The following is a 19,287-nucleotide window of genomic DNA, read 5'->3' on the forward strand; positions in this document are numbered from 1 at the left end:
TTTATTAAATATATCGTTATGCACTTACTTTTTGTATACTTATAACCTATATTTTTATAGAGTTACTTTACTATTAAGTCTAAAGCTCCCTTTAAATCCTCAATTATATCTTCTGCTGTTTCAAGCCCAACTGATAATCTAACTAAACCATCACTAATTCCTGCTTCTGCTCTTTCTTCAGGACTGTATGGAGAGTGAGTCATTGATGCTGGATGCTGAATTAATGTTTCTGTATCACCTAAGCTTACTGCTAAACTAGCTAACTTAACATTGTTCATAACTATTCTTCCTTCTTCAACGCCACCTTTTAACTCAAAGGAAATCATAGCTCCTGGAAGTCTCATCTGTTTCTTTGCTAATTCATAATATTCAAAACTTTCAAGTCCTGGATAATATACTTTTTTAACTGCTGGATGAGATTCCAAGAACCTTGCTACCTTCATTGCGTTTTCTGAATGTCTCTGCATTCTAACTTCTAACGTTTTCATACCTCTTATAACCAAATATGCATCAAATGGGCTTATAACTGCTCCAGTCATATCCTTTAATCCAAATAATTTAACCTGATTTATAAAATCCTGTTTACCTATAGCAAAACCTGCAAGCACATCTCCATGTCCATTTAGATATTTAGTTGCAGAATGAACAACTACATCTGCTCCAAGTTCTAAAGGTCTTTGTATATATGGAGTACTAAATGTATTGTCCACAAAAACCATACAGCCCTTAACTTCATGAGCTATTTTAGAAACAGCTTCAATGTCTGTAACCTTTAAAGTTGGATTTGCTGGAGTTTCCAAATAAACAACTTTAGTATTAGGTCTCATAGCATTTTTAACTTGCTCTAAATCACTAATGTCTACAAAAGTAACATCTACTCCAAATCTAGTTATACCATGATTCAGTAGTGCAAAAGTACATCCATAAAGTGTATCTGAAGCAATAACATGGTCTCCTGCTTTTAAGGCTGTCCACAATGCTGAAGATATAGCTCCCATTCCTGAAGATGCTGCAACAGCTGCTTCTCCACCTTCTAATAAAGCTATTTTTTCTTCAACTTCACTACTGGTTGGATTTCCAAGTCTTGTGTATATATACCCCCCTTCTTCTAATGCAAATCTTCTTCCTCCTTGTTCTGCTGAGTCAAATATAAATGTAGATGTTTGATATATAGGTGTTGCAAGTGAACCATATTGTTCATCTTTTTTATGTCCTCCATGTATAGCCTTTGTCCCAAATCCTTTATTAGTCATATACTCTTTATTCATAACAACATCTCCCTTTAAAAATTTAGTATTTAATGAATTCAAATTTTTTCACTATAATTTTATAAAGCAATCCTCATGCCAAATACCGAAAAATACTAGGGATAGTTATTTAAAATCTCTGGGACAGTTATCAAACATTGTATTAATGGGGATAGTTATTGATTTTATGATGAATTTAAAAATGCAAACTACTTAATAGTATAATTTTTATGTAAACGTTTCTAACCATATTACAAATATAAATGGAAATATTTCTATCCACTTGTAAACTATCCTTTCCACTTTATACCATACCTGTTTAATTTATTTATTATTGTAGTATGGGACACTCCTAAAGCTTTTGCAGTTTTTCTAAAAGTTTTATTTTTCTTAAGTGATTTTATTATTGCTTCTTTTTCAGCCATATCCACTACTTCTTTTAACTTTAATTCTTCTTCTTTATCAATATCATTTATTACTTTTGGTGGTTCATAAATATCTATCATTAAATGATCTTTTCCTAATAGATCTTGGTTACATAAGTTCATGGCTCTTTCTATTACATTTTCAAGTTCTCTTACATTTCCCGGCCAATTGTATTTTAAAAGTTCATTAATAAACTCTAGCTCTGTCCCTAAAACATTCTTATTTAATTTTTTATTCAGCTTGTCTATAAAATGATTAACTAAAATAGGTATATCTTCTAACCTTTGCCTTAATGGTGGTATAACTATTGGTATTACATTTAATCTATAATATAAATCATCTCTAAATTCACCCTTTTGAACCATTTCCTCTAAGTTTTTATTGGTAGCGCAAATAATCCTCACATCTACCTTATCTTCTTTATTACTTCCTATTTTTCTAATAACTCCTTCTTGTAATACTCTTAAAAGCTTTGCCTGTAATAATAATGGTAGTTCCCCTACTTCATCTAAAAATAATGTGCCATTATGTGCTTCTTTAAAAAGCCCTTCTTTTGTAGAAATTGCTCCAGTAAAGCTTCCTTTTTCATACCCAAACAATTCACTTTCAATAAGATTTTCTGGTAATGCAGCACAATTTATAGGAACAAATTTTTTATCTTTTCTTTCACTAAGATTATAAATTGCCTTTGCAAATAACTCTTTACCAGTACCGCTTTCTCCTCTCAACATAATTGTAGAATTATTTTTAGCTACTGCTCTAACCATTGCTTTTACTCTATCAATAGATGCACTGTTTCCTATAATTTCTTTAAACGCTCCATTGTCTGTGGTAGATACTACATTAGCAATTTCTATAGCCTTTTTCATATCTCTTATAGAAGCTACTACACCTATGTTATTATTATTATCATCCTTTACTGGTCTTCCTGTGGTTAAATAGTGACTTTTACCCCTATCATTTTCTATATTAACTTCAATGTTATCGTATTTCTCTCCGCTATTTAAAAGCTTTACCATTGGAGCATCTTTTATTACATTTGTTACATCTTCTCCAAGTACATCTTTTCGAGCATAATAGAATATTTCCTCACAATAACTATTAAAAATTTCAATTTTCAGATTTTTATTTATATACATTATCCCATCGTCCACAGAATCAATAATAGCTAACAATTTTCTTTCATGTTTCTCATGTTCCAACAGCTCGATGTCTTTTATGTTAACAACTCCATCTATACTGTAAAGACTATTTTTTAATGATATTTTTTCTCTTTCATTTATATCTTGTATTTTTACACAAACTTTTTTAGGAAATACCTCTAATGATATAATATTTATATTCAACCTATAAATCTCAGCTAGTATTTCTGAGGTTATCCCTATTCTATCTTTAGTTATTATTTCAAATCTAAAATATCCTTTTCCCATACTTCCTCCTATTGTAAAAAGTGTAGCATCGGTTGTATTCTCCTACGCTGAATCTCTTAATTCCTTATATCCTCCATCATACTTCCCTTAATATAATTATACCTCATTTTCCATTTATTAGAATCATTTTTAGGGACAGTTAAGAACTTTTTATTAAAATACATGCTTATCTTCTGAAATAACTCTAACTTAAAATATAAAACATGGGGACGGTTATTGAATCTTTTTAATAAAACATGGGTAAATAAAACAGGGACGGTTATCAAACTTTATAAAAAACACTAGACTAAAATAACAAAGTTAATAACTGTCCCCAATTATGAAAAATTGATAACCGTCCCCATATAAACATTAATATAAACATTAATAATGAAAAGATCTCCAAAAATCCCCTTGAGTATTAATAATATTCGCTATTTCTTTATAAGGTATTTTAAATGTTGGAAACCCAGCAGCATATGGTGCAATTTCATAAGGATAAAAATAAATATATAAAGCATCCTCATTTACATAAAAAGGTTGGTCTGCTTTTATTCCTTTGTATTCACCTGGAAATATATATGAGTATTCCTCATTATTTTTTATTTGATCTCCTATGATTTTACTTAGTACTTTTACATAATCACTGTCCCTTTTAAACAAATCTTTTAACTCGTAGAACCTTCCACTTACAAGGTCTACATGAGGATAAATTTTACTAGGCATACCATGGGCAGCTCCATAATAATATTGATATCCATCAATCTCTAAAACCAGTAGCTGCTTTTTAAAAAATTCGATAGAAAAATCTCCTACATAGTTGTAATCAAGTAAAATGTTAGATTCTATTGGTTTAATTTGTGATAGTTCTTTTAACTTTTTATTTGCTTCTTCTTCAGCTATCTTATTGTCCATTCCTTTAATCTGTGGATAATATACTAGATAATCTCTGTTAGGTTTATATTTTCCCTCTATGACTGCATACTTATTATTAAGAGATACAATTTTGTTTTGTTGCCATATAATCATTCCACGTTTATTTAAATAAGATATTCTAAAATCTATATTGGCTTTAACTACATCATAATCTTCTAATGATAATGTTCCACTGCCATTTACTATAGGTAACATTTTTACTACTTTACCATGTTTATCAATGAAAAACGTACTTTTATAATCCCCAGAAGATGCTAAACCATTTCTATAACTTGAAACATCATAGTAAATAAAGTCTGTAAAAATATTTCCATTTAGATCTGCAATAGCATATTTAGATCCTCTATAGGGCTTATCTGGGACAATGGCTTTTCCAACAGCTATTCGCATTTCCCCTAAATAATTGATGTCATTATATTCAGGATTTAATATATAATTTCCTCTCTTATCTATAAGACCATATTTATTTATATAATCCTCAGAAGCATCAACTACAGCCCTACCTTGGCTAAAAGCCTGTGCTTGTGCATATTGTGGAGGTATAATTATTTCTCCTTTTTCATTAATATATCCATATCTATCCTGTGGACCTTTTTGAAAAGCTAAAAGACCGTCCCCAAAATTCCCTACAAAATTATAATTATATTTATTTATTAACTGTCCCCAAGTTCCTATAAGTCCAAACTCCCCATCCTTTATCTTAACTACAGCTTTTCCATCCTTAAAATCACTAGCAGATTCAAATTTAGCAGGAATAACTTCCTTACCACCCTTGTCTAAATATCCATAAGTATATTTTCCACTGTTATCTGAATTTGCAAATACAGCTCTTCCTTCCTTAAAATCTGATATATAATTATACGCTTTGCTGGTTATCTCATTTCCTTCTTCATCTATTACCTTAAATCCTTTACTATCTATAACAATAGCTCTTCCTTCAGAAAATTTATTAATAGAACTATATTTAGGTTCTACCACATACTTTCCACATTTATTTATTATTCCATAAAGATCCCTTGGTTGAGCAACAGCAAGACCATTATCTTGAAAATCTTCAGCTGAATTATATTGAAATTTAATGATAACTGTCCCCCTATTATTTATATATCCCCATTTAACTCCTTTAACAGTTCTAATAGATGCTGGAAATAACTTCATAGATATGCTTTTTAGTTTTAATAATATTTCTTCTTTTAACTTCATTACATCCTCTTTAGATGGATATTCATAACCAAGACTTATAGTCACATTTATAGAATCTAATGCTTCACATAGCATTCCTGCCTTAAACTGAGCATCCGCAAGATAGTACCAGTAGAAGGCTGCCCCTGGCATTTCTTTTACTTTTTGTTTATAGTACTCTACTACTCTTCTAAAATAATAGAGATATACATCTGGGGACGGGGCTAAACCTTTTCCATTCCATCTATATACTTCAATCTTATATGCATCACCCGTATCATGAACCCATAATGCTATTTCATATATTCCATCCCTGCCATTTACTCCTGGCATGTCTTCCACTTCAATTTTACTGTAGTAAATGTTATTAGGAATTATATGTTTAAATCCTTGACGAGTCCATTGTAAAATATCTAATTGAGACCAAATTGATCCCATCTGCCATCCTATAATTAAGTTATTAATATTTCTAGATGTAATAGGTGCAGCATTTAAATAAGTCACATTATATCCAGTGCCCTTTATATTGTCCATTACGAACCAAACTCTTAAATGTTCTTTCAGTACAATAACATAAGTTTCTCCTTGCCACTTATAGGCTGCAATTATTTCTTTAGCTCCATCCCCATCCAAATCTGCCATAATCACTGCTGGTCTTTTATAAGGACTTTCTAATTCTATAATCTTTGATCCTGTAGGTAAAAAACTTTGTACAAAGCCGATTAGACTTATTCCATATAACATAATAACAACTTTCCTATATATTACTTCTCCAAATATTATATGAAAAATTTAGGGGACGGTTAACATATCTCAGCACTAAAATCAAAATTATGAGAACAGTTAAGAACTTTTTATTAGATGGACCAGTTAACATATTTTAATAAATTTATGTTTATGAGATAGTTAATAAATAATTACCAAGTATATGAATAATAAGGGATAGTTATATAAAATAAGCAATATTCTATATAACTATCCCTAAATTTAAAATCTTATTTTCTAATTTATCACAATAAATATTTATAGCATATCTTGGAAATTTAGCCAATCCTAGTTTATACTTATTAATATTTTAAGTAAATCGCTGATCACTTACATATAAATCTCATAAACCTCTAAAAATTTCAAGGGTACATGTATAAAAATTTGTGTTAATATAATTTCTAAACCTTTCTATTTCCTCTTGAACCTGATTATTTTCTGAACCTTTATCCATAAGAGGTGCGATTTTTATATAAATTTGATCACTTTATTTTTATATTAATACCCAATCCTTTTTAGTGTAGCTAGAATTTCTTTTTTCACATTCATCTACAACTTTCTTATCATATTTTTCTCTTACTTCCTCTGCATACTTTTTCTTAAATTTTTCTATTTCAGTCATATCAAATGCTTCAAACATTTCACTTTTATTCATTTCCATTCCTCATTCAAATGAATCCATAGTTTTGTCTACAGATTTAATTATTTTGTCAAGTCTTTTCTTTTTCTCCACCAAAAGTTCCTTATTAACTATTAATATTCTTTTCTTATCAAGATCAGGACTATAAAAAATTTATTTAATTTCTTCTAGGCTGAAATGTAATTTTTTAAAAAATAAAGACAGCTAACATTCTTATAAATAATGTTAACTGTCCCCTAATTAAAAAATTAAATAGTGTCTTTCACAAGTAAAATTAATTACACTATTTTAACTACTAAAAAATAGATTTATCGATCAATCTATTTTATTCAAATGGCTTCATTCCTAAAGAATTATAAACTTCCTCATCGATATCATGAGTAAACTTTAATTTATTATCTTTTTTAAATTTTATCACTTCACTTTTCATATTCTCTCCATAAACCCCATCTAATTTTCCCAAGTAATATCCTTTCTCTTGCAATGTTCTTTGCACTTCTAATACATCAGCACCTCTATCTCCTGGCTTTAAATTTCTAAACTTGTTCCAGGAAAGATTATATGGCCCTCCATAAATCACCACCACAGTACCTGACCTAACATACCCATATAACTCCTGTATATCCTTATTAAACATCCTTATGCATCCAAGCGAATCTGGATTACTAATAGTTAAAGGCTTATTTGTTCCGTGTATTCCATATTTACCCCACGGAACATTTAAAGCCATCCATCTAGTTCCAAACCCCGCACCCCAATTTTCAGCTTTGTATACTATTTTCCATGTCCCATATGGAGATGGGGTTGTTGGCTTTCCTCCAGCTATAGGATATATTTTTTCAACTTTTGCAGTATTCTTATTTATTAGATACAGTTTAAATTCAGTTATATCTACTAAAATATGATACTCACTTTTATTTTTTTCTTGTAGTCCCTTTTTTATTTCTTCAGCTTTTACTTCCATTTTTGAAGATAATATTGATATAGAAAGTACTACTACAAAAAAGCGCTTACTTATCTTCATCTTATATCCTCCATAACTTTATCAATAATAAAACCATTTCTTAATTATTTTTTCTAGTACTGCTTAATTTATACCAATAAAACAATTTAAAAACATCGGGACAGTTAATAACTTCTTATAAAAACACAAATTTATTAAGTTCTCTATACCACAGGTAATAATTTCCTGACATATGGCAAGAATACTTAATAAATAATTAAAAGAGGTGATCTTATGCCTAGATGTGCTAGGATTAAGTCCGAAAATGGAATATTCCACATAATGATTAAAAGTATTAGTGAAGTGCCTTTCTTCAAAAACAATAGTGATAAGGACATGTATATTAATTTTATGAAACACTATAAAAAAGTATATAATTTTAAGGTTTATGCTTATTGTTTTATGAGTAATCATGCTCATTTTATAATTGATGCAAATGGTGCTGATATATCTAAATTTATGCATGGTATTAATTTTAGATTTGCTATTAATTTTAATAAAAAACATAATAGGAACGGCCATCTTTTCCAAAATAGGTTTAAAAGTAAGGTTATTCATAATAATCGATATTTGATTAGAGCTTCTGCTTATATTCATAGAAATCCTATAGATATAAAAAAATACAAAAATTTCCCTGAACAATATAAGTACTCAAGCTTACCAGTATATTTAGGTCTAAAAAAGGATTATTTTAATCTAGTAGATGAAGATTTTATAATGCAATTAATAAATACCAATATTAAAAAAGCTAGAAAAAGATATATAAATATTGTATATAATGAAAGTAAAGACCTTGAAAAAGAAATTGAATTTGAAGATGAAAAAACCCACTATAATAGTGAAAGAACTATTCTTGTAAGAAATTTCAATCCAGATGATATTCTTCATTTTATTTCTAAAAAACTTTCAATGCCTAAAATAAAATTACATATAAAAAATTGCAAAACCTCAACAAAAGCTAGAGCCTTATCTGTTCTTTTGATGAGGTCGCTATGTGATTTTAATTGTAAAGATATTTGCAAAATTTTAGGAAACATAACTCAAAGCAGGGTATCTTCCTTATGTTCCTTAGGCGTTGATCTTATTGAAAATGAAGATAATTATAAAAATATAGTTTCTGACTTTATCTCTACATATAGTGCTTAAATAATAGTAATCCTATTGAAACCTTTATTATTTCTTACCTTAGTACTACCACATCATTTTTAAATTTAATCTAAAATAAAATTTTAGTATTTTTTTATTACTCTATTTTAAATATATTTTGGACATGCTATAACACTTTTCTTATTTATTTCTAATATTGAATTTGCTTTTAAAGGCACACTTAACTAAATAAACTTAACTGTCCCCATTAATTAACTTAGCTTATAATTAACTTAGCTTATATAAATAACTATTAACCGTCCCCTATTTCCTATATTTTTCTTAAGATATCATTTATATCTTCACTTACCCTTAATCGTTCATCATATATCCACTGCTCATCAAATTCTAACTTAAAAGATTTTGAAAAAGAATAATACAAATTTATCTTTTGATAGTAAATCTCTAATTCATATAGTTCTTTAAACTTATATATAGGTTTTGAAATAGACTCTCTTTTAGCTATAAAAAATTCGTCCATATATTTTAGAAATTCATTCATCATAATAGGATTAGTCACATCAAATGGTATTTTTAAAAGTTGCCATTGTATCCTCTCTTCTAATTTATAGGATTTTATACTATCAAGAACTATTAAATATTCTCCTATATCCATCTTTCTATAGAAAGGATTTCTCTCTTCTCTTGTGCTCCATAAGGCCAACTTTTCTCTAAGGGGTAGATTTTTCACCCTAAGTATTGCTTCACTAGGCCCTAATACTCCCTCTTCTATAATTTCATCCTCTGTATCTATCATTTCTTCTATAAAGTTTTGAGTATTCCCTGCAGATGCTACATATCCTACTTCATAAATGCCTTTTCTTCCAGCTCTTCCTCCAATTTGCTTAACCTCTTGAGATTTTAGATACCTTACTTCATCTCCATCAAACTTTTTAATATCCATAAATATTATTCTTCTTATTGGGAGATTTACTCCCATGCCTATAGCATCTGTAGTTATTAGTATACTTGTTTCCTTATTTATAAACTGCTCATACTGCTTTCTTCTTACCTCTGGAGGCAAATCTCCGTATATTAAACTAGCTTTTATACCTAATTCAGCGTAATGATAAGCTAACTGCAATACTCTTTTTTTAGAGAAAACTACAAGAGCGTCCCCCTCTTCTATGTTTCTATGTGAAAACGGTTCATACTCTATTTCAAGAGGTATATCCCTCTTGTATTCTCTGAAAGTATACTCATCATAACAATCTTCTATTATGTTAATAAGTAATTCTTTGGCGTTTAATGCGCCACAGATATGTATTTCCTTACATTTTAGTCCTAAAACTGCTCTTGTCCAAGCTGCTCCTCTTTGATCATCATTTATCATTTGAATCTCATCTATTATAGCCACGTCATATTCCTCTGTTATATCCAACTTTTCAATTGTACAAGAAATGTGAGTTGCATTTTCTACTAATATCTCCTCTTCCCCTGTTACAAGATTACACTTTATTCCTTCTCTATTTAGCTTTTCATAATTTTCTAAAGCCAGTATTCTAAGCGGGGACAGGTATATACCTTTTCTTGCTTCTTTTAATCTTTCCATAGCATTATAAGTCTTACCTGTATTGGTTTCTCCTAAATGAAGATAAAAATTTCTTTTAATCTTTCTTGTATCCTCATATTCATCCTTAGGGTTAGATGGGAAAACATCTTCAAATTCCTTATATATTAGCTTTGGAATATGACTAGTTATAAGTACGCTCATAATACCTGACTTTAAATAGGCCTGATAATTATTATCCACTATTTCATCAAAATCATAGTCTGTATTATTTTTTCTATTATATGCCTCCATAAGTCTTTTAGATATAGATTCTAAAAGTTCTAAATATCTTCCATAAACCGTTTTATAATCTCTAAGATTTTCTTTTTCAAATTCCCTTAAAGCCTTAAGCTTTTTTCTCACTGCTGCTTCATGCTCCCATAGGGCACTAGGCTTAGTATGTCTTACTATATCTTCTATCTGTGAAATTTCGTTCTTTATCTTTCTAAAATTTCTTTCTGCTGTTCTACTTTTCATAATCGTTCCTCCTAAAGTAGGATTTATTTAATTATACCTCTATTATAATATTATTAGCAAAACTTCACTTTTAATTATATAAAAATAATTGTTTAAATGCCTCTTATTGCACTAATAACATTTACCCCTTATCCTATTTACATGTTCCCTACACATACAAAAACAATTGCTTACCCGTCCCCTATTATCCCATATTATATTGTTTACCTGTCCCTCATAAAATAAGACAAAATGGAAAGGAATTGCGCAACACAATTCCTTTCCATTTTAGTAATCTAATGATTATTTTTCTTCTTTTGAATACTAGATACAAACATCATTGCAATACCGAGCAGTCCATAAATAAATTTGCCAATTAGTACATTTGTAGGTACAAAAAAAGCTGGTTCCACTGTGCCAAGTGATACTGGATAGTTTGTAAAGAAATTCCCTCCAAACAGATCAAATGCATATGGTATAGGAACATAACTAATCAATAAAATAGCCACCATCAATACAAAAATTATTGATTGATGGTATTGCCCTCCAATCATTCCCGCTCCAAATACAAACAGCATAGCTGGCAATAGTGTTATAACTATAGGTAATACAAAACTTGTAAAATTGGTAAAGTGAAAATTTGCTTTATAAAACCACAAACTATACACAATAGGAACAACAGAAATCAAAGCAAAAGCTATCATAATTATTCCATAGCGTAACATCTGAAAGCAGAATGGATCAATAGGTGTTGCCTTAGTTAAAGCCTGTACACTCTTCTCCTGTTTTGAGTAAAGAAAAGATATAAAAAAAAGTAATGCAACAAGCAAAATTGGTAACACTTTGGAAAGGTACACTCCATAGCTCCAACCTGAGAATGGAGCAGTATTTGCAACACCAAGTATAATATCTCCACACATGACTTGGCGACTATACAAAGCTGAAATAATCAAAAGACCTAGAAAAAATTTATTTATGAGAAGCCTTTTAAGTTCATATTTAAGCAATCTACTCAATATTTAACTCCTCCTCTCTCAGTCCACAAGCATCTAAGAAATTTTGCCATGTAATAACTTTTGTTTTTGGTATATCTTCATATAATTTAGCTAGAATTTTATCCATATTAGCTTCACCGCCAACCAATTCAGCAGCTTTGAAAATCTTAAGAGGTATTTCTTGGTATTTATCTGTACTGTCATTGATTCCCTTGATGTGTGCAACATATTTGTTCGGCAGAATATCTAGATATTCTGGATGTCTATTATAAAAATTACTATTTTTATTTTTTACTCCTTCTTTCCATTTATCCACATAATTCTTTTTAGCATATTCTTCACCATATTTTTCTTTTGCTATTCTATAAGTGGTATAAACAGTAAGACCTTCGCTGGTCCAAGCTTTATTTGTTTTATCCTGAATATACTTCCAACTCATCCATTGATGAGCAATTTCATGAGCCAATACTTCAGCATTAGATGCTCCATTTAGCTTATTATTTAGGTTACTATCACTAAAAACTGTTTCTTCCATAATACTAAAATTTGTATATGCTCTTCCTCCGAAATAAAATACTGTTCCTTGTAATATTTTCAGCGGGAAATTTCCAGACACATTATACAACTTGCCATACTTAGTATTACAATAATCAATAGTATCCTTAATCATTTTTTCAGAGCTCATATCTTTCATAGCATCCTCATATTTACGATTATAGTAAAATTCTATTTGTACCCCTCTGCTATCCAACTTTTTCATAACATAGTCACCTGCTATTAAATTAAAGGAATTTCCAACATTATGTCCAAGCCAAGTTTTATTATTTCCATCTTTAGAAATGAGTTTTACCGTGTCCCCTATAACAATTGGTACAAGGTGAGCTGGCATAGTAAATCTTCCTGTAATTTTAGTGCCATCTTTACTATCTTCTACTTTAAGAATTGGAGAAAGTTCCCTATTACTTAGATCAATATATTTATCACTAATATTAGTTGAGAATAAAATATCACTAAACATTTTATGAATTTTTGGCACACCACTATATTTTACAGTAAGCTTAATTTTCTCATCATTAGGTACAGTAAATTCAATATTGCTTTTATTATTTAAATTTTTAAATACAACTTCTTTTCCATTTGCTATAATATTATGAACAGTATATCCCGAGTTTATAATAAGTGTACATTTCTGTATATCACCACTAACATTTTGAAGTGAATAGATTGCCTTTCCTAAAAGACTCCCTTTGTTAGTGTCAAAGGATATTTCCAAATCTGTGTTTAACAGCTTAAGCTGTTTATTGTTAGGAATTTCACCTATTTTCATTTTAACTGGAAGTGGAGTTTGATCAATATAAGGTTGATTTATATAAGCATAGCACCCAATACCAATTAATATTATAGCTAGTATAGGGATATACACTTTCCTAAAATTATATGAAATAGAACCAAAGAACCCTTTACCATAGCGACGAACACATAACAATGTAATTGTCCACAATCCACCAAGAATTAGAAACCAAAATATTCTATTGTGCTTCATCAAGCGAAATACCATATCATTACTAAAATCATCTGAAAGCGATGGAATAGGTGGGTTGAGCCAACGTAGAATATTGTTGTAAGAAATAAATGGACTAAGACTAAATAAGCTAAAGATGATAAATGCTATCATACTAAGATCTACACGAAAGAAAATCTGATAGAATGCAGAAGCTGCTAAAATTGCTAACAACACAGAAGGTAGCATAAATAAAAAGAAACTATTCAAATAAATGTATACATCAAACGTATTTCCAATTTTCATAGCTGTATATGAAAAATATAACACTGCCGTAAGAATAACACTAACAATTGCTGCTATTCCTATGGAAATTAATTTCACTACATTTAATACCATTGGTGACACAATACTATCTGTTAATGCTACAGTTTGGTATTTACGCACACGATCAAATTCTAACAAGGTTAACAGTGCAAATAAAACAGCCCCTCCCAGTGCCCCAGCAATACACGGATTTGCAATTAGATTCCCAGACACTGTTTCAGCAAACATATTTTCATTCAATTTCTCAAGTATAGTTTGGTTTAACTTATATCCAGCCATTGGGCAAATCATAGTCAATATACTGATTATATAAACAGTTTTTGAGTGAAAAACACGATTCAATTCTACTCTCAAATAGGAAAAGAAATTCATGGTTCAATCACCTCATCACCCATAATCAAATACATATAAGCGTCCTCAAGTGTAGGCTCCACAGCTTGTGCAAAAGCTGGAAGATTTTCTGCTACAATACGACAATAAATACCTCTTGCTGTATTAACTCTAGCTGTTATCTGATATTTTTGTTCAGCTCTTTCCCATAAGCTTTCTTCAAACACTCCAACATGGTTGTGCGCCAAATCAATTAATTTCTCTGGGGTACCATTAAATAAAATTTCTCCATGATTAATAACAATCAATCGATCACATACTGATTGCACATCCTCAATTATATGTGTTGATAATAAAACAATCTTACGCTGTGCAGCCTGAGAAAATAAATTACGGAAATTAATACGTTCCTCTGGATCAAGTCCAACAGTAGGCTCGTCAAAAATCAGTAGTTCTGGATTTCCCATAAGCGCTTGAGCAATACCTACACGCTGTCTCTGCCCCCCAGATAAAGTTGATATACGAGCTTTTCTTTTATGAAAGAGATTAGTCTTTTTTAAAACCTCATCGATAACATTATCCCTATCTTTTATTCCTTTCAGTGCTGCCATATAATCAAGAAACTGCCACACATTAAGTTCATCATAAAGCCCAAAGGATTGTGGCAAATATCCTAGTCTAGCTTTTAGCTTTTTTTCATTTTTCAATAAAGGCTCACCATCTATAAAAATTTGTCCGCTAGTTGGCAATAATTCCGCTACCAATAGCTTCATAAACGTTGATTTTCCAGCTCCATTAGGACCCAAAAGCCCAATTAGACTAGGGCTTTCCATTTCCAGAGAAATATCATGTAATGCTTTTTTCCCTTTTGGGTATATCATGTTTAAATTTTGAACTGAAATCTTCATAATGTTATTATCCTTTCTTTTGAATTTATATAAAATTTTTACATAAATTTCGAAATTTATTATCCATAAGGAGTTACAAAGTCTCTTATTAATGCTAAAATTATTACTCTATACAACTATAACAATACTCTCATGTATATTTTTTCTAGATATCCTTATTAGAAATCTCAGATTGATTTTTAATATATTTCTGAGTAAAAGTTTTTTTATTCATTAAAACTCCTATAAAATTATAGAAGCAATATATCATTATAAATATTTCTGGAAAAGCATATCTTCCCTGTCCTTCTGTTATAAAATATACAACTGTAAACATATAAAATAATATTACATTATATAGTGTATATTTATTTAAGAGATGTGTTTTTCTTTTAAATATATACCCTAAGGTTACCACACTATAAATTAATATATATATTATAGCTGGGAAAAAAATTGTGTTTCTAATATTATTAGTAATAGAAAATATAATAGGTTTAGTAGAATCGCTTATCTGACTTCCGTAGGTGCTGTAACATACATCATCACCCCAAAAATATACATTAACTAATCTTTTAAAGCCTAATTCTATAAACTCAATTGGATGAGATTTTATCCATGTTTTAGCCGCAGCACTTAACATCTTATTTTTTTGTGTCATATTAGCTGATTTATATTCTTCTGTTTTTACAATAGAATTCTCTACTTCATCTGCTGGCATCCATCTTCCCATTTTATTTTGAGAATTATTATTTATATATAAAACAATTCCTCCATTATTTGATACATAAGTAAGCTCCCCTACTAGCTTTGTATTTCTATATATCCATGGTGATATAGTAATGGCACAAACTACTAGAACTATTAGCGAATTTTTTATAGATCTTATAATTTTTTTCTCTATTAATAATTCTAATAAAAATATAGCAAAGAAATATAAAATAAAAAAAGGCTTTACCATTGTATTTAATCCTACAAGTACCCCTAAATATACATACTTGTATCTAATATCACTGAAGTATATAAAAGTACTAAAAATAAGTATATTAGTAAATAATATCTCTGTGCCAACTATACTATTATAAAATATGTTATTAGGCATAAGAACAAACATGGTAAATATTATTTTTCTATCTCTTTCTTTTAATTTCACTCTTTTTATAGCTCCATAAAATAGCAAATAGGTTCCAAAGGTTAGAAATAAATTAAGTATTTTAGCTTTAAGTAACCCAGCTCCAAATATCTTAAATACTCCACCTAAAAGTATGCAATATCCTACAGATGTATATGTATCTCCCCAAGGAAGACCATTTGCTATGTCTACTGCCAATCTATAATAATAATCAAAATCCGAAAATGGTTGTGTGTCAACAATCAATACCCATAATACGGATAATATCATTCCTAACCCTATTATAATTTTATAATAGATGTTATTATTTAAAATAAATTTCTTCATATACAACTAGTCCTTTCTTCTATTGTTACTCTTAGGCATATGAACATAAATAACAAGTCAAAGATGCGACGGATATTTTGTGAAATACAATGACTTGGGTTCTGCTAATAGTTATTCTATTAGTAGGTTCCAAGGAAGAAGTAGTTCACAAAAAAGACTAGCATACTGACTAGTTATTTATTTGAATGTGCCTTATTTCACCATCTTCTTAGTTCCAATATAAGTGGCCCAAAAATACCCGCCATAGATTATAATAAAAATAAGTGTGGTTATTAAAAGCTGTACTGTAACATTGCCTGTTCCAAAATAATTTACTATTATTTTAGCTATTTTTAGTCCAACAAGGGAATGAATTAACGCTAGTGATAGTGGCAACATAAAATAAATTGATACTTGTCCTAATATTGTTTTATTTATCATTTCATCATCTACACCCATTTTTCTAAGAAGATTATATCTGTGAATATTATCTGCTGAGCTAGATAACTGCTGAAGAGCTAATATTACTGCTGATGTTATTAAAAATATCACTCCTATATAAAGAGCCAAATAGGAAACTATTCCTCCTAATCCAAATGCTGCTGGCCTTAACTCATCCTTAGTTATGGGTATACAAGTTATCCCACTGTTTTTGCTTTCATCTAGTGGTGGTATATGCTTCAAAAACTCTTCCTTCATCTTAACTTTATCTCCTTTAAAGTTAAGATTTAAGAAACCAATTCCTGGTACTAACCCATCCACTATCTCATCTCTTACTATAAATGTACAGAAATTTTCTTTATTAGATCCATTTCTTATAGTAACTTCTATAACAGGATTTTTTGAAGGTATTAACTCATACCCATTAACTTTAATTTTTGTTTTTTTATCCATGGCCTTCTGTATAGGAGGTAGCAATTCATTTACATCCCCAAATACTCCATACTCTCCGTTATTTAAAGTTATAGTTTCTTTTTTAGAAAATTTCATAACATTATTAAAATCAGATAACTTCATTATTGAAATTATACTATTTTGTGCAATATCCTTATGTGATTTGTATTTCTCTCCTTCATCCTCGCCAAGATAAGTCTTAATCCCTAAAACTTCTTCTCTACTTTCACTATAATACTCATAATAGTTAACATAACTTTCTGTATAGTGACGCAGATTTATATTGTTTTTTAAAAATTCATTCATTGTTACTTTACTACTGCCATAAAGTAAAGTAACATCATATTGTGATAAATCATCTATATTTTTATTTAAAGTGTTACTAATACTAAAGCCACCTGATAGCATGCATATAGACATAAATAGCATTAAGCATATAAGTGACATAGACACAAATGTAGTATTTATTTTACTGCTTATTTGCCTTAATAAAAACATATTTAATTCTTTTAGATATATTTTTCTATTATTTTGAACTACTCTTAACAAAACCCCAGACAAAGAGAAAAAAAATAGAAATGTTCCAATTACACACAATATTATAGGTATACTAATAGTTATATCTACAAATATTATTTCTGAATTTTTATGTAAAATTATAAAATAAGATGTTGCTATAAAAATGATTCCAATAATAAAAACTATTATTAAAGTTTTTAAACTGCTTACTTTTATCTTTTCATTTTTTCTTCCATCTGTTAGCAAGTCAATAAGCTCTAATTTTTTTATGGTTCTAGTATTAAATAAAAATACAATTATGTACATTACCATAAAATATAATATAGTCTTAATAAATGCAGCACTAGAAAATGTGAATTTAAAGCTTTCCATTTTCACATGAAATAATTTTGCTGTGAAAATTGACATTCCTTGAGATAAAAACACCCCTAAGAATAGTCCTATGCCTAATGAAAATACTCCTATTAGAATGGTTTCAATTAATAACATGTTTGATATTTCTCTATCTTCCATACCTAGGGTTAAATATATACCAAATTCTTTTTTTCTAATTTTTATAAGGTAGTTATTAGCATATATTATTAAAAAACCAAGTATACATGCTATAAATATAGATACTGTCCCCATTAGCTCATCTATTTTTCGAAAGTTATGTACATCGTATTCACTGAGCTTCATCATAATCTTTTGTGACCCAATAGAATTAAATGTATAAAATATACATATTCCAAATACTAATGTTACAAAATATATGGTATAATCCTTTAAACTTCTTTTCATATTTCTTTGGGCTAACTTAGTATACATCTCTTAGGTCACCCCCAAGAAGAGATACTACTTCTATAATTCTATTAAAAAATTCCTTTCTCGAATCTTTTCCTCTTATGATTTCATTAAATATCTTACCATCTTTAATAAACAGTATTCTTTTTGCATAACTGGCTGAAAAAGGATCATGTGTTACCATAATTATTGTGGCATTCTTATTTCTATTTAACCCTTCTAAGCTTTCAAGAAGTATTTTAGCCCCTTTAGAATCTAAAGCTCCTGTTGGCTCATCAGCCAATATTAAAGAAGGATTTGTTATAACGGCTCTAGCCGCTGCCACCCTTTGCCTTTCTCCTCCAGATATTTCATATGGATACTTATTTAAAATATCTGCTATGTTAAGTGTTTCAGCAATCTCTTTTACTTTTGTATCAATAATTTTACTATCTGTTTTTATTATGCTAAGTGCTAATGCTATATTTTCATAAGCTGTTAAAGTATCTAAGAGGTTAAAGTCTTGAAATATAAATCCTAGTTTTTCTCTTCTAAATTCAGCTATTTTCTTTTTATTTAATTCAGTGATGTCCTTATCATCTATACTAATATGGCCACTAGTTACCTTATCTATTGTTGAAATACAATTTAATAATGTGGTTTTCCCACTACCTGATGGACCCATAATCCCTATAAATTCTCCCTGATTAACTTCAAAGCTTATATTATTAATTGCTTTTGTTACCATACCTTTACTACCATAATATTTTTGTATATTTTCAATCTTTAATATTGCTTTATTCACAATTTCCTCCTTGCAAACATATACCTGTTAAACGCTTAAGCACCGTATATGTATATATTAATTTTTT

14 protein-coding genes are annotated in these 19,287 nt (G+C 29.3%); 1 reads left to right on the forward strand and 13 read right to left on the reverse strand.

What is annotated here, in order from left to right:
* Positions 1-62: 62 nt before the first annotated feature.
* The 6 genes from megL to T514_RS0106760 all read right to left on the reverse strand — a co-directional run bounded on the left by megL (position 63) and on the right by T514_RS0106760 (position 7,629).
* Positions 63-1,268, reverse strand: coding sequence for a methionine gamma-lyase (gene megL / locus T514_RS0106740; protein ID WP_027624087.1), 1,206 nt, complete (start codon positions 1,266-1,268; stop codon positions 63-65).
* 269 nt (positions 1,269-1,537) lie between these two features.
* A complete protein-coding gene (locus T514_RS0106745; RefSeq protein WP_027624088.1) occupies positions 1,538-3,103 on the reverse strand; it encodes a sigma 54-interacting transcriptional regulator in 1,566 nt (521 codons plus the stop codon).
* 363 nt (positions 3,104-3,466) lie between these two features.
* Entirely contained in the window at positions 3,467-5,944 is a 2,478-nt protein-coding gene (locus T514_RS0106750; RefSeq protein ID WP_051541860.1) for a WG repeat-containing protein, read from the reverse strand.
* Positions 5,945-6,308: 364 nt separating this feature from the next.
* Positions 6,309-6,443, reverse strand: coding sequence for a TipAS antibiotic-recognition domain-containing protein (locus T514_RS27670; RefSeq protein WP_423219346.1), 135 nt, complete (start codon positions 6,441-6,443; stop codon positions 6,309-6,311).
* A gap of 15 nt (positions 6,444-6,458) precedes the next feature.
* Positions 6,459-6,620 carry a hypothetical protein gene (locus T514_RS26515; RefSeq protein WP_156939820.1) on the reverse strand — a complete coding sequence of 54 codons (162 nt, stop codon included), beginning with the start codon at positions 6,618-6,620 and terminating at the stop codon, positions 6,459-6,461.
* Between the two features lie 310 nt (positions 6,621-6,930).
* On the reverse strand, positions 6,931-7,629 hold the full coding sequence (locus T514_RS0106760) for a L,D-transpeptidase family protein (RefSeq protein ID WP_027624090.1): 699 nt from the start codon (positions 7,627-7,629) through the stop codon (positions 6,931-6,933).
* Positions 7,630-7,842: 213 nt separating this feature from the next.
* On the opposite strand from T514_RS0106760, the gene T514_RS0106765 reads away from it, so the two are divergent.
* Positions 7,843-8,754, forward strand: coding sequence for a transposase (locus tag T514_RS0106765; protein WP_034868361.1), 912 nt, complete (start codon positions 7,843-7,845; stop codon positions 8,752-8,754).
* Between the two features lie 271 nt (positions 8,755-9,025).
* On the opposite strand, the gene T514_RS0106770 is transcribed toward T514_RS0106765, so the two are convergent.
* From T514_RS0106770 to T514_RS0106800, 7 genes are all read right to left on the reverse strand, one after another.
* The gene (locus T514_RS0106770) at positions 9,026-10,783 is read right to left on the reverse strand and encodes a helicase-related protein (protein WP_027624092.1); all 1,758 of its coding nucleotides are present in this window, start codon (positions 10,781-10,783) and stop codon (positions 9,026-9,028) included.
* A 275-nt stretch (positions 10,784-11,058) separates the two neighbouring features.
* Entirely contained in the window at positions 11,059-11,778 is a 720-nt protein-coding gene (locus tag T514_RS0106775; protein WP_027624093.1) for a hypothetical protein, read from the reverse strand.
* Positions 11,771-13,957 carry a M1 family aminopeptidase gene (locus T514_RS0106780; protein ID WP_027624094.1) on the reverse strand — a complete coding sequence of 729 codons (2,187 nt, stop codon included), beginning with the start codon at positions 13,955-13,957 and terminating at the stop codon, positions 11,771-11,773. The genes T514_RS0106775 and T514_RS0106780 overlap by 8 nt, the downstream gene beginning before the upstream one ends.
* Positions 13,954-14,823: an ABC transporter ATP-binding protein gene (locus tag T514_RS0106785; RefSeq protein WP_027624095.1), complete on the reverse strand. Its 870-nt coding sequence runs from the start codon at positions 14,821-14,823 to the stop codon at positions 13,954-13,956. Before T514_RS0106785 ends, T514_RS0106780 begins: the two co-directional genes overlap by 4 nt.
* A gap of 145 nt (positions 14,824-14,968) precedes the next feature.
* Positions 14,969-16,261 (reverse strand): ArnT family glycosyltransferase, encoded by a 1,293-nt coding sequence (locus T514_RS24035; RefSeq protein ID WP_051541898.1) that lies wholly within the window; start codon positions 16,259-16,261, stop codon positions 14,969-14,971.
* A 192-nt stretch (positions 16,262-16,453) separates the two neighbouring features.
* Positions 16,454-18,460 carry an ABC transporter permease gene (locus T514_RS0106795; protein WP_027624096.1) on the reverse strand — a complete coding sequence of 669 codons (2,007 nt, stop codon included), beginning with the start codon at positions 18,458-18,460 and terminating at the stop codon, positions 16,454-16,456.
* On the reverse strand, positions 18,450-19,163 hold the full coding sequence (locus tag T514_RS0106800) for an ABC transporter ATP-binding protein (protein ID WP_051541901.1): 714 nt from the start codon (positions 19,161-19,163) through the stop codon (positions 18,450-18,452). Before T514_RS0106800 ends, T514_RS0106795 begins: the two co-directional genes overlap by 11 nt.
* Positions 19,164-19,287 lie beyond the last annotated feature (124 nt).

Origin of the sequence: Clostridium lundense DSM 17049 (assembly GCF_000619945.1) — a bacterium.
In the GTDB taxonomy this organism is placed as follows: Bacteria; Bacillota; Clostridia; order Clostridiales; family Clostridiaceae; genus Clostridium_AO; species Clostridium_AO lundense.